Genomic DNA, 14007 nt, shown 5'->3' with positions numbered 1-14007 from the left:
TGCTCTACCCGCCATGCTGTTTATCGGCGAAAAACAACCACACCCTGGCCTTCTTCAAGATGAGAATGTCGAACCAAATTGGCCAGACGCCAGGCTGCACGCCAGATAAATCGTGGCATTGCGGGTTTCAACCCATGACGACATGGAGGATGAGGCAGTGACTGAAGAACAACTTAAACGGTTCGGACCCGATATAACAGGAACGATGGGTTTAATGCCCTAGGGCGTACTGTAGGCAATTTCCCAAAGTATTTACTGACAAACTTTTTTCAGCAGGCGTATTTGCCGAAACATATAACTCGCAAACTTTTCAGAAGTGTCTGGCGACTCGTCATGGTGCAGGGCATCGCCCCGCTACAGGAAGGTGCACAATCGTCGGCAGGAGCAAGCCCAGGGCGAAGCGTTAAAACGCACCACATCGGTGCAGGCATTGCTTGATTGGGGCATGCCTTGCGCCCCTCGCCATGCTCGCCGGTCATGCATACACATCCGCTCGCATACGCCAACGTTTGCGTCTAACGTGCGGCGTCACATTAGTGACCAGCGGGTCACCTTTCCCCCTTTTTCTCTCCTACACTCGGGTTTCGGCCCGCCATTTGCTCATCGGAAGAGTGATGAAAAAAAGTCGAACTTTCAGGAAAGCCGGCAGGTCAGGAACTAAGTAGGCCAAACGCCAGGGGCATTCCCTGGGTCGGCCCACCCATCCCAACCAGTCCAATCGCTTTTGGCGGGAATGCCGATCGCGCTGTGCCTGCGCGCACGACTCAGGGGCATGGAATGCACTACGCAGAATTCAGCATCAGAGAGAACCAACACGAGATACCGCCACGGGTGCCAACACCCGACCAAAGCATAGGGACGGAGAGAAGTATGATCAGTGCCGCTGTCGAGCCTCACGTAGACACCTTTACCTCGGACAATCGCGAATCGGTCACCCCGGATTTCGCCACGACAGGCAAGGCACCCGGCGCCCAGCGCCGCCAGCACAACCCCAACAAGCGCAAGATCCTGTTCGTCACCTCGGAGATCGCCGACCTGGTGAAAACCGGCGGCCTGGGCGACGTTTCTGCCGCCCTGCCGCGGGCGCTGGGGCATCTGCATGACGTACGGGTGCTGATCCCGGGCTACCCGCAAGTGGTGGAGAGCGACAACCCCATTCATATCGTCGGCGAACTGAGCGGCCATGCTGCCTTGCCGCCGTGCAAGATCGGCCGCATGGACCTGCCCGACGGGCTGGTCATCTATGTGCTGCTCTGCCCCGAGCTGTACCAGCGCGCTGGCACCCCCTATGCTGCCGACAACGGTCGCGACTGGCCCGACAACCACATCCGCTTCGCCCGCCTGGGCCTGGCTGCCGCCGAGATCGCAGCAGGCGAAGGCATGATCCACTGGAAGCCCGAACTGGTGCACGCCCATGACTGGCCTGCCGGGCTCGCGCCTGCCTACATGCACTGGCGCGGCCTGAACACCCCGACCCTGTTCACCATCCACAACCTGGCCTACCAAGGTGTCTACAGCCGCGGCTGCAGCCCGGAACTGGCGATCCCCGACCATGCCATGCAGCAGGAAGGCATGGAGTTCTACGGCAAGCTGTCGTTCCTCAAGGCCGGCCTGGCCTACTCCAGCCACATCACCACGGTCAGCGCCACCTACGCCCAGGAAATCACCACCCCGGAATTCGGCTGCGGCCTGGATGGCTTCCTCGCCAGCAAGGCCCAGCAAGGCCTGCTGGGCGGCATCCCCAACGGCATCGACGAAAGCTGGGACTCGGCCACCGACAAGCACCTGCAGCACAACTTCAGCATCAATGACTGGGAAGGCAAGGCGCGCAATACCCGCGAGGTGCGCCAGCTGTTCCAGCTGGAGCCCTCCGAAGGGCCGTTGTTCGCCGTGGTGTCGCGGCTGGTCTACCAGAAAGGCCTGGACCTGACCCTGGGCGTGGCCGACTACATCGTCGAACAAGGTGGCCAGATTGCGATCATCGGCCGTGGCGAGCCGGAAGAAGAACAGGCCATGCGCGAACTGGCGCTGCGCCATCCCGGGCGCATCGGTGTGCGCATTGGCTTCAACGAAACCGATGCCCGCCGCATGTTCGCCGGCAGCGACTTCCTGCTGATGCCATCGCGCTACGAGCCCTGCGGCCTCAGCCAGATGTACGCGCAGCGCTTCGGCTCGCTGCCGGTGGCGCGCAACACCGGCGGGCTGGCCGACACCATCGAGAACGGTGTCACCGGCTTCCTGTTCGATGAATCCACCGTGGAAAGCTACCGCGAAGCGCTTGCCCGCGCCTTCTATGTATACCAGAAGAAAGACCTGCTCAACGCCATGCGCTGCCTGTCGATGACCCAGCCGTTCAACTGGTGCCAGGCTGTGGAACCCTATGCCCGCCTTTACGAGGATCTGGTGCGGCAGGCCCGCCTGGCCTACTACTGAGAGAGGGATCGAAGATGCACAGGCATGGCGCACACTTGCTGGACGCCACGTCGGCGCGCTTCGCCCTCTGGGCACCCGATGCGCGCAGCGTGAGCGTGGAACTGGAGCGGCAGCCGCCGATAGAGCTGCTGCCCGAGGAAGATGGCTGGTACACCGGGGTCGCCCCGGCCCGGGCAGGCGACAACTACCACTACCGGATCGACGGGCAGCTGCAAGTGGCCGACCCCGCGTCCCGTTACCAGCCCGATGGTGTCCATGGCCCGAGCCAGGTGGTGGATATCGCCGCCTACCCCTGGCAGCACCGCTGGCAAGGCCGGCCCTGGCACGAAGCTGTGATCCAGGAACTGCACGTGGGTGTGCTGGGTGGCTACGACGGCGTGGCCAGCGTGCTGCCGCGCCTGGCCGCCACCGGCATCACCGCCATCGAACTGATGCCAATAGGCCAGTTCCCTGGGGCACGCAACTGGGGCTATGACGGTGTGTTGCCTTTCGCCGCCCAGCATTCCTACGGCACCCCGCAGCAACTGTGCCAGCTGATCGACCAGGCACATGGCCATGGCCTGATGGTGCTGCTCGACGTGGTGTACAACCACTTCGGCCCGGACGGCAATTACCTGCACCAGTACGCCAGCCCGTTCTTTCGCGAAGACCGCCAGACGCCGTGGGGTGCGGCCATCGACTTCCGCCGCCCGCAGGTGCGCGAGTACTTCATCCAGAACGCCTTGATGTGGCTCTGCGAGTACCGTTTCGACGGCCTGCGCCTGGATGCGGTGCATGCCATCGACCAGCCGGATTTCCTCGTCGAACTGGCGCAACGGGTGCGAGCTGCGGTGGAACCCGGTCGCCACGTGTGGCTGGTACTGGAAAACGAACACAACCAGGCCTTCCTGCTGGAGCAAGGTTTCGATGCGCAGTGGAACGACGACGGCCACAACGCATTGCACGTGCTGCTGACCGGCGAAACCGAAGGCTACTACGAAGACTACAAGCAGCGGCCGATCGACAAGCTGGCCCGTTGCCTGGGCGAAGGCTTCGTGTTCCAGGGCGAAGCCAATCGCCATGGCCAGCCCAGGGGCGAGCCGAGTGGCCACCTTCCACCCAGCGCTTTCGTGTTGTTCTTGCAGAACCATGACCAGATCGGCAACCGCGCGCTGGGCGAGCGCCTGAGCGTGCTGTGCCCGCCTGCGGCGTTGCGCGCAGCGACCGCCTTGCTGTTGCTGAGCCCGATGATCCCGCTGCTGTTCATGGGTGACGATGATGGCAGCCGCGCCCCCTTCCTGTTCTTCACCGATTTCCACGACGAACTGGCCGACGCCGTACGTGAAGGCCGGCGCGGCGAATTCGCCCATTTCCCGGCCTTTGCCGACCCCGAACAGCGCGCCCGCATTCCCGACCCGAACGCCTTGTCGACCTTCGAGCGCTCGCGGCCGGACAGGCACGAGGTGCTCGCCGGCTGGCATGGGCTCTATCAGCAGTTGCTGACGCTACGCCGCCAGCAATTGCTGCCGCGCCTGCCCGGCACGCGCGCCCTGGGCGCCAAGGTGCTCGGCGACAAGGCGCTGAGTGCCAGCTGGCGCCTGGGCGACGGCAGTACCTTGCGCATCGACCTGAACCTGGCGGACCAGCCGCAGCCCGTCGCGCTACCACCGGCCGGGCTACGGCTGTTCGACAGCAGCGCCAATGCCCACACGGACGCCACCCTTTCCCCTTACAGTTGTGTGGCCAGCCTGCTGCCGCACAGCGCGGAGACGCCATGAGCGAACCTTTGCTACACCAGCTGGCACGGCAGGCCGGGCTGGCCCGCGACTGGGTCGATGCCAACAACCGCCCTCAGCAAGTCAGTGACGATGTGCTGCGCCGGGTGCTGGAAGCCCTTGGCCACAGCTGCGCAGACGATGCCCAGGTACGTGACAGCCTGGCCAGCCTCGTGCGCAGCGATGATGCCGAGCATGTGCCACCACTGCTGACCGCGGATGTTGGCCAAGCGCTTGCGCTCGACCGCTACTTTGCCGGCGGCAGCCCGGTGCGCTGCAACCTGGAGGACGGGGCGCAGCTGCAATTGCAGCTGGATGCCCAGGGCCGGCTGCCCGGCCAGTTGCCACCGGGTTACCATCAATTACACATCGAAGGCCATGCATTCACCCTGGCCGTGGCACCGGCCGGCTGCGTGGCACTGCATGACCGGGTCAGTCAACCGCCAGCACGCTGCTGGGGCATTTCGGTGCAGCTATATAGCCTGCGTCGTCCTGGCGATGGTGGCTATGGCGACTGCCTGGCCCTTGAACAACTGGCTCGCAGCGCCGCCGAACGCGGTGCCGATGCCCTGGCCATCAGCCCGATCCATGCGCTTTCGGCATTCGACCAGCACCATTACAGCCCCTACTCCCCCTCCAGCCGGCTGCTGCTCAACAGCCTGTACGCCAGCCCCGCGGCAATCCTCGGCGAACGCGCCGTGCGCCAGGCGGTGGAAGCATGCGGCCTGGAACAGGCGCTGGAAGCGCTGGAGCAGGAGCCGCTGGTGGATTGGCCGCGTGCAGCCGAAACCCGTCGCCGGCTGTTGCAGGCGCTGTACAAGGACTTCAGCCAAGGCGACCACCCGCAGCGAAGCGACTTCGACAGTTTCCGCGAGGCCGCCGGCGAAGCACTGGAACACCATTGCCGCTTCGAAGTGCTGCAGGCCGAGGCAGTCGACCAAGGCCTCGGCGCCGACTGGCGCAACTGGCCAGAGGCCTGGCGCGACCCCTACCATGCCGAAGTGCAGAGCTTTGCCGCCAGCTACCCGGCGCGCATCGAGTTCCATGCCTTCTGCCAATGGCTGACCGAACGCAGCCTGCAACGCGCCCAGGAAGCCGCGCGCGGCAATGGCATGGCAGTTGGCCTGATCGCCGACCTGGCAGTGGGTGCCGACGGCGCCGGCAGCCAGGCCTGGAGCCGCCAGGACGAGTTGCTGGCCAACCTCACCGTAGGTGCACCACCAGACATCCTCAACCGAGCGGGCCAGGACTGGGGCATCTGCGGCTTCTCCCCGGAAGGTCTGAAACGCAACGGCTACCGCGCCTTCATCGAAATGCTGCGGGCCAACCTGGCGCACGCCGGCGGGCTGCGGATCGACCACGTGATGGGCCTGCGCCGGTTGTGGGTGATTCCGCGTGGGTCCAAGCCCAGCGAAGGTGCCTATCTCGAATACCCGCTGGACGACCTGCTGCGCCTGCTGGCGCTGGAGTCGATGCGCCACGGCGCGGTCATCCTCGGCGAAGACCTGGGCACCGTACCCGCAGGGCTGCGCGAAGCCTTGGCCAGGCGGAACGTACTGGGCATGCGTGTGCTGCCGTTCGAGCAGGCCTCGCCCGGCAACTTCACGCCGATTCTGGACTGGCCGGACAATGCCCTGGCCACCACCGGCACCCACGACCTGGCGCCCCTGGCCGGCTGGCTGGAAAACCGCGATATCGACTGGAGCCACCGCCTGCAACTGATCGATGCCGCTACCGAACTGCATTGGCGCCATGAACGCCAGAAAGAACACGCCGGCCTGCGGCGCACGCTGGAATCCAACTATGGCCTGCTTGAGGACAACGACGCCGTGATCGACGCCGCCATTCGCTATGTTGGCCACACCCGCGCCCCGCTGGTGCTGGTCCCCCTCGAAGACCTGCTGGGCTGCGACGAGCAACCCAACCTGCCCGGTACCACCGAAGGCCACCCCAACTGGCGCCGACGCTTTGCCCGGCCAGTGCGTGAGCTGCTCGACGATGACGATGCCGCCCGGCGTATCGAGCTGCTGGCCCAGGCCCGTGAGCAAGCCTGGGAGCGTGACCGATGAAAGCCCTGAGCGCCACCCTGCGTCTGCAGTTTCACAGTGACTTCACCCTCGACCACGCCGTGCCACTGGTGCCGTACTTTGCCCAGTTGGGCATCAGCCACCTGTATGCCTCACCGATCCTCAAGGCCCGCGCCGGTTCGCGCCACGGTTACGACGTGGTCGACCCGACCCAGGTCAACCCGGAGCTGGGCGGCGAGGCAGCCCTGGTGCGGCTGGTCGCAGCCCTGCGCCAGCACGGCATGGGGCTGATCCTCGACACGGTGTCCAACCACATGGCCGTCGGCGGTGCCGACAACCCGTGGTGGCAAAGCCTGCTGGCCTGGGGCCGGCGCAGCCCCTATGCACAGTTCTTCGACATCCAGTGGCATTCCAGCGACCCGTTGCTGGCCGGGCAATTGCTGCTGCCGTTCCTCGGCAGCGACTACGGCGTGGCCTTGAAACAGGGTGAGATACCACTGCAATTCGACGCCCAGCACGGCGTGCTGCAAATCGCCCATTACCAGCACCGGTTCCCGATCTGCCCGGCCGATTACGGCTGGATTCTGGCCCTGAGCCCGGAGCCGGCGCTGAAGGCCCTGGCCGAGCATTTCACCGCCCTGAACGCATCGTCCGACCCGCTGGCCGACGCCCCGCCCCTGCACGCCGAACTGGCCCGCCTGGTGGACGAAGGCGCCGACCTGCAATCGGCCCTGGAGGCCTTCGACAGCCGCAGCGAGGCCGGCTTCAGGCGCCTGCACCTGCTGCTGGAACGCCAGACCTACCGCCTGGCCAGCTGGCGCACCGCTGCCGACGACATCAACTGGCGGCGCTTTTTCGACATCAACGAGCTGGGTGGCCTGCGGGTCGAACGCGCAGTGGTATTCGAGGCCACCCATGCCAAGCTCTTCGAGCTGATCGAGCGCGGCCTGGTGGATGGCCTGCGCATCGACCATATCGACGGCCTGGCCGACCCACGTGGCTACTGCCGCAAACTGCGCCGGCGGGTCGATGGCTTGCTGGCGCGACGCCCGGTGCACGCGGCGCTGGAGCACTTCCCGATCTACGTGGAAAAGATCCTCGGCGCCGACGAGCACCTGCACCGCGACTGGCTGACCGATGGCACCACCGGCTACGAGTTCATGAACCAGGTATCGCTGCTGCAGCATGACCCCGCAGGCGAGGCCGCGCTGACCGAGCTGTGGGCCAACGTGACCGAGCGCCCTGCCTTCAGCGAAGAAGTGCGCCAGGCGCGTCACCTGGTACTCAATGCCAGCCTGGCCGGGGATTGCGAGTCGGTGGCCCAGGCGCTGTTGCAGGTGGCGCGCAATGACCTGATGACCCGCGACCTGACCTTGGGCGCGATCCGCCGTGCCTTGCAGGCGCTGGTGGCGCATTACCCGGTGTACCGCACCTACTTCAATGCCTGTGGTCGCCCGGCGCAAGACGAAGCGTTCTTCCAGCAGGCGCTGGCCAACGCCCGGCAAGACCTCAGCGAGGCCGACTGGCCCCTGCTCGAGCAGCTCGAGCAATGGCTGGGCGGGCACGCCTGGCGCAAGCTGCCAGCGGGCCATGCGCGCAAGCAGTTGCGCCACGCCTGCGTGCGCTTCCAGCAACTGACCGCGCCCAGCGCCGCCAAGGCCGTGGAAGATACCGCCTTCTATCGCAGCGCCCGGCTGCTGTCGCGCAACGACGTCGGCTTCGAGGCCGAGCGTTTCAGCGCCCGGCCCGAGCACTTCCACAACGAGGCACAGCGGCGCTTGCGCGACTTCCCCGACAACCTGCTGGCCACCGCCACGCATGACCACAAACGCGGTGAAGACACCCGTGCGCGTCTGGCCGTGCTGAGCGAGCGCGGCCCGTGGCTGGCCAGCCGGGTGGAGCACTGGCGCGAGCTGGCCAGCCCGTTGCGCGTGCCGCTGGACGACGGCCCGGCGCCCAGCCCTGGCGACGAACTGATGTTGTTGCAGACCTTGCTCGGCAGCTGGCCGCTGGAGCTGGACCCGCATGATGACAATGGCCTGCGCCAGTACGCCGAGCGCATTCGCCAATGGCAGCAGAAGGCCGTGCGTGAAGCCAAGCTGCGCAGCAGCTGGAGCGCGCCCAACGAGGCGTATGAAGCTGCCTGTGCGCGTTATGTCGACGGCCTGCTGCTGGACGGCGAGAACCAGCAGTTGCGCAAGTCGCTGGCCGAAGCCGCGCAGTTGCTGGCCTGCCCCGGGGCACTCAACGGCCTGGTGCAGGCCCTGCTGCGCATGACCACGCCCGGTGTGCCCGACCTGTACCAGGGCAATGAATACTGGGACTTCAGCCTGGTCGACCCAGACAACCGCCGGGCCGTGGATTATGCCGCCCGGCGCAACAGCCTGGACGACGCCACGCCGCTGGCCGAGTTGCTGGCGCACTGGCAGGACGGCCGTATCAAGCAGGCTTTGATTGCCCGCGTGCTCGACTGCCGCCAGGCCAATGCCGAGCTGTTCAGCCGAGGCGCCTACCTGCCCCTGACCGTGCACGGCCGCCACGCCGACAAGGTACTGGCCTTCGCCCGCCTGGGCGAAGGCCAGCGCGCCGTCATCATCGCGCCACGCCTGGCCAGTACCCTGCTGGGCGCAGCCCCCATACCCCTGATCCCGGCGCAGAACTGGGACGACACCCGGGTAAGTTTGCCGTTTGCCTTTTCGCCTGCCAATTCGACTGGACTTTTTGGCGGTGCCGTTGTCAGCCCTGTTAGAGAGTTGATGTTGAGCGCCGTGCTGTCGGAGTTCCCAGTCAACCTGTTGATCGAACATGCCTAGCATTCAGGAGCGTCGTGATGAGTGTCGATGAAAAACGAGTACGCGAATTCGCCTACCAGATCTGGGAATCGGAGGGCAAACCGGAAGGGCAGGAAAGCCGCCATTGGGAGATGGCGCGCAAGCTTGCCGAAGCCGAGGCACTGGCGCCCGAAGCCAAACCCAAGGCGGCTGGCAAAGCCAAGGTAGCGACCAAGCCGAAAGCAGCGGCAGCGCCCAAGGCGCCAGCCGAGCCCAAGGTAGCGGCGTTGCCGGGCGTCAAGCCGGCTGTGGCGAAAAAACCCCGTGCGGTAAAGAAACCCTCAGCTGGCTGAGCCGCTATCGGCCCTTTCGCGCCAAGCCCGCTGCCATGGACCTGTACTGGCTAGCGGCTGGGGAATTCCCTGTGGCAGCGGGCGTGCCCGCGAAAGGCCGACCCAGACATCCATCGTTCCGTTTCCAGCACCCGGCCATTCGAGGACCGTCATGAGCCCGCGCACGCCCAAGAAAACCCGCTCCGTTGCCCCCTCGCGCATTCGCGAAGGCCTGCCCTTTCCCCTCGGCGCCACCTGGGACGGGTTGGGCGTCAACTTCGCCCTGTTCTCGGCCAACGCCACCAAGGTCGAGCTGTGCCTGTTCGACCCGACGGGGGAAAAGGAAGTCGAACGCATCGAACTACCGGAATACACCGACGAGATCTACCACGGTTACCTGCCCGACGCGCACCCTGGCCTGATCTACGGCTACCGCGTGCATGGGCCGTACGAGCCGGAGAACGGCCACCGCTTCAACCCCAACAAACTGCTGATCGACCCTTACGCCAAACAACTGGTCGGCGCACTGAAATGGTCCGAAGCGCTGTTCGGCTATACCATCGGCCACCCCGACGGTGACCTGTCGTTCGACGAGCGCGACAGTGCGCCGTTCGTGCCCAAGTGCAAGGTCATCGACCCGGCGTTCACCTGGGGTCGCGATGAACGGGTGCAGATCCCCTGGGAGCGCACCATCATCTATGAAGCCCACACCAAGGGCATCAGCATGCGCCACCCCGCCGTGCCGGAACACCTGCGCGGCACCTTCGGCGGCCTGGCCAACGACGAGCTGCTCGGGCACATCAAGGAGCTGGGGGTATCCAGCATCGAGCTGCTGCCGATCCATGCCTTCGTCAACGACCAGCACCTGCTGCAGAAAGGCCTGAACAACTACTGGGGCTACAACACCATCGCCTTCTTCGCCCCCCACCCGGCCTACCTGGCCAGTGGCAAGATCGCCGAGTTCAAGGAAATGGTCGCGCACCTGCACGACGCCGGGCTGGAGGTGATTCTCGACGTTGTCTACAACCACACCGCCGAGGGCAACGAGCTGGGGCCCACGCTGTCGATGCGCGGTATCGACAACGCCTCGTACTACCGCCTGATGCCTGAGCAGAAGCGCTATTACATCAACGACTCCGGCACCGGCAACACGCTGGACCTCAGCCACCCGTGCGTGTTGCAGCTGGTCACCGATTCGCTGCGCTACTGGGCCGGCGAGATGCATGTGGACGGTTTCCGCTTCGACCTGGCAACTATCCTCGGCCGCTACCACGAAGGCTACAGCGAGCGCCACAGCTTCCTGGTCGCCTGCCGCCAGGACCCGCTGTTGCGCCAGGTCAAGCTGATCGCCGAACCTTGGGACTGCGGCCCCGGCGGCTACCAGGTGGGCAATTTCGCCCCGGGCTGGGCAGAGTGGAACGACCGCTTCCGCGACACTGTGCGGGCGTTTTGGAAAGGTGACGAGGGCCAGCTGGCCGACTTTGCCGCGCGCATGACCGCCTCGGGCGACATGTTCAACAACCGCGGCCGACGGCCATACGCGTCGGTAAACTTCATCACCGCCCACGACGGCTTCACCTTGCGTGACCTGGTGTCGTACAACGAGAAACACAACGAGGACAACGACGAGAACAACCAGGACGGCACCGACAACAACCTGTCGTGGAACTGTGGCGTCGAGGGGCCTACGCAGGACCCGGCCATCACTGCCCTGCGCATGCGGCAGATGCGCAATTACTTCGCCACCTTGCTGTTCGCCCAAGGCACGCCGATGATGGTCGCCGGCGACGAGTTCAGCCGTACCCAGCACGGCAACAACAATGCCTACTGCCAGGACAGCGAGATCGGCTGGGTGAACTGGGAACTGGATGAAGAAGGCCAGGAGTTGCTGAGGTTCGTCAAGCGCCTCACCCGACTGCGCCTGGCCTACCCGGTCCTGCGGCGTTCGCGCTTCCTGGTGGGTGACTACAATGAAGCCATCGGGGTCAAGGACGTGACCTGGCTGGCACCGGACGGCAACGAGATGAGCGTGGAGCAGTGGGAAGATCCGCACGGACGCTGCCTGGGCATGCTGATCGATGGCCGGGCCCAGGTCAGCGGCATCGCCCGACCAGGCGCCGAGGCCACCGTCCTGCTGATCGTCAACGCTCACCATGACATCGTGCCGTTCAAACTGCCGAGCGTGCCTGAAGGCGATTACTGGAGCTGCCTGGTCGATACCGACCGGCCGGAACTGCGCAAGGGCCAGCACCTGCAGTTCGACAGCACCTTCGAGGTCAAAGGCCGGTCGTTGTTGCTGATGGTGTTGCAGCGCGACGAGGAGTGAACCTGGACGGTTGGCATGGGTCCTTTTATTTAGAGCGGCCTTGTGTGGCGACAGGGCCGCATAGCGGCCCAAGCCATGCTTGCCTGGTGCTGGAAACGGGGCTGTCGAAAGCCCCTTGCGCGGCCCAAGGCCGCCCCTGCAATGAAGCGTGTAAACCGTTACCTGAGGAGCCACCGTGAACCCCGAAGCCGGCAGTAAAGGTTTCGCCAGAGTCAACCAGGCCCCGGCCGTGAAGCGGCTACGGGTACTGACGGTGAATACCCACAAGGGCTTCACCGCCTTCAACCGGCGCTTCATTCTGCCGGAGCTGCGCGAGGCGGTGCGCAGTACCCAGGCCGATATCGTCTTCCTCCAGGAAGTGCTCGGCAGCCACGATCGCCACGCTGCACGCTACCCCGGCTGGCCGCAAACGTCCCAGTACGAATTCCTTGCCGACAGCATGTGGAGCGACTTTGCCTACGGTCGCAACGCAGTCTACCCCGAGGGCCACCATGGCAATGCCCTGCTCTCCAAATACCCGATAATCGAACACCGCAACCTTGACGTGTCGATCACCGGCCCGGAGCGCCGCGGCCTGTTGCATTGCATTCTCGATGTCCCCGGGAAGCACAACGTGCACGCCATCTGCGTGCACTTGTCGTTGCTGGAAAGCCACCGCCAGAAACAGTTGCAACTGCTGCGCAAGCTACTCGAGTCATTACCTGACGACGCCCCGGTGATCATTGCCGGTGACTTCAACGACTGGAAATCCCACGGCAACCGCACCCTGGGCCTGCAGCGCGACCTGCACGAAGCCTTCGAGCGCCATCATGGCCACCTCGCCCGCACCTACCCTGCCCGCTTGCCACTGCTGCGCCTGGACCGGATCTACCTGCGCAATGCGCAAAGCCATGGGCCACGTATTCTGGGGCACAAACCTTGGTCGCACTTGTCAGACCATCTGCCCCTCGCAGTGGAGGTGCGGCTCTAGCAATGTTTTTTCATAGCGCCGGGACGGCAAATAGCAAAGCTGGCTATGAAGCGAATTTTTCCCATTAAAATCAAGACATTTGGCATTGCCACGCGCTACCGACGCTTTATTCACGCTTTCTTGACGCAAGCGGCGGTCTCTCCTTAGCTGATCCTGTCTGACAGTAAATATCTCGCGCCGGGCCTCTAGCTCGCGCCTTCGTGCGCGCCCGCGAAAGCTGGCGTGCTGGTTTGGGTCGCCCCCTGTTTTTGCCGTACAGCTCGTGACTTCAGGCCAGGTCCCAGGGCTGTACCCACAAACCAAGGAGATCCGCCATGAAAAGCACCTCGAACCCGTTGCGCTTCGACAGCATTTTCTATGCGGTTTCCACGTCGCTGCTTCTGGCAACCCCGGTGGAAACGCTCGCGTACGAACTGCAGGATGATCCGACTTCGCCTGGCTTCCTGCAGCACACCGCGCCGCCACAACTGTCGCTCGACCCCGTCAGCGCCAGTGGCTTGAGTCTCGGTACCTTGACTGCCTTTTCGCAGAAGATCAGCGAGCGCCATGGGCTTGCCGCCGCAGCCCCGGGTGCCAGCCAGTGGGCGCAGTTCTTTCCCACCCCGGCCCGCAGCGACGCGCAACCTTCGGCGCAACTGGCGCCTGGCCAGCAACTGCTGGTCGGCCCGGACCTCTTCGTGCGGGAAACGGCAGCAGGCAATGTGCACCGTGCAGGTATCTTCATCGGGCAGAACAGTCTGCAAACCAACTTCAATGGCATGCGCCAACGGCTGGGAGATAAACAGCGCAACGCGGTGAAGCTGAACGGCGAAAGCCTGGGCGTTTACTGGAGCATGACCCATGAACAGGGCTGGCACCTGGATGCTGTGGCGATGGGTTCGCGCATCGACGTCGATGGCCGTGACCAGAACGGCCAGCGCCTGGACGACAGCGGCCACGCCATGACCTTCTCGCTGGAAGGTGGCATTCCCATCGGCCTGGGCGGGGGCTGGGTGATCGAGCCGCAGGCGCAATTGATCAACCAGCAGTTCTTCCCCGGCAGCCAGGCTCAGGAACAGACCCTGCAAGCCTTGGACAGCCAGCCAAGCTGGAGCGGGCGGGTCGGTGCCAGGTTGTCCGGGCGCTACGATGTGCGCGGCATGCCGATCGAGCCCTATGTGCGTACCAACGTGTGGTATGACTTCAGCAATGCCGATGAGGTGAAGCTGGACCAGGTCGACAAGATATCCAGCTCGCGCTATTCGACCACGGTGGAACTGGGCCTGGGGCTGGTGGCGCGGGTGACGCCGGCAGTAGCGGTGTTTGTCAGTGCCGACTACAGCAGTGACGTGGATGACAATGACCTGAACGGATTGATAGGTAGCCTTGGGGTAAGGATGCGCTGGTAGACAGGG

General features: G+C 64.6%; 8 protein-coding genes. All 8 read left to right on the top strand.

What is annotated here, in order from left to right; translation table 11 throughout:
* The first annotated feature begins 870 nt into the window (after positions 1-870).
* Entirely contained in the window at positions 871-2433 is a 1563-nt protein-coding gene (glgA, locus tag ACVWZT_RS17800; protein ID WP_457470511.1) for a glycogen synthase GlgA, read from the top strand.
* A gap of 14 nt (positions 2434-2447) precedes the next feature.
* Positions 2448-4190 carry a malto-oligosyltrehalose trehalohydrolase gene (gene treZ, locus ACVWZT_RS17795; RefSeq protein WP_296229693.1) on the top strand — a complete coding sequence of 581 codons (1743 nt, stop codon included), beginning with the start codon at positions 2448-2450 and terminating at the stop codon, positions 4188-4190.
* Positions 4187-6256, top strand: a complete 2070-nt coding sequence (gene malQ / locus ACVWZT_RS17790; protein WP_457470509.1) for a 4-alpha-glucanotransferase — start codon at positions 4187-4189, stop codon at positions 6254-6256. The genes treZ and malQ overlap by 4 nt, the downstream gene beginning before the upstream one ends.
* A complete protein-coding gene (locus ACVWZT_RS17785; protein ID WP_457470507.1) occupies positions 6253-9027 on the top strand; it encodes a malto-oligosyltrehalose synthase in 2775 nt (924 codons plus the stop codon). Before malQ ends, ACVWZT_RS17785 begins: the two co-directional genes overlap by 4 nt.
* Positions 9028-9041: 14 nt before the next feature.
* The gene (locus ACVWZT_RS17780; protein ID WP_457470505.1) at positions 9042-9338 is read left to right on the top strand and encodes a DUF2934 domain-containing protein; all 297 of its coding nucleotides are present in this window, start codon (positions 9042-9044) and stop codon (positions 9336-9338) included.
* A gap of 151 nt (positions 9339-9489) precedes the next feature.
* Complete coding sequence (glgX, locus tag ACVWZT_RS17775; RefSeq protein ID WP_296229689.1) at positions 9490-11643, top strand: glycogen debranching protein GlgX; 2154 nt, start codon at positions 9490-9492, stop codon at positions 11641-11643.
* 175 nt (positions 11644-11818) lie between these two features.
* Positions 11819-12613, top strand: coding sequence for an endonuclease/exonuclease/phosphatase family protein (locus tag ACVWZT_RS17770; protein ID WP_457470504.1), 795 nt, complete (start codon positions 11819-11821; stop codon positions 12611-12613).
* 314 nt (positions 12614-12927) lie between these two features.
* Entirely contained in the window at positions 12928-14001 is a 1074-nt protein-coding gene (locus tag ACVWZT_RS17765) for an autotransporter outer membrane beta-barrel domain-containing protein (RefSeq protein WP_296229687.1), read from the top strand.
* The last annotated feature ends 6 nt before the right edge of the window (positions 14002-14007 follow it).

The sequence above is a fragment of the Pseudomonas sp. TE21394 genome, from assembly GCF_054057835.1.
The sequence above is the reverse complement of the archived record's forward strand: the minus strand, read 5'-3'. Positions and strand labels throughout refer to the sequence as shown.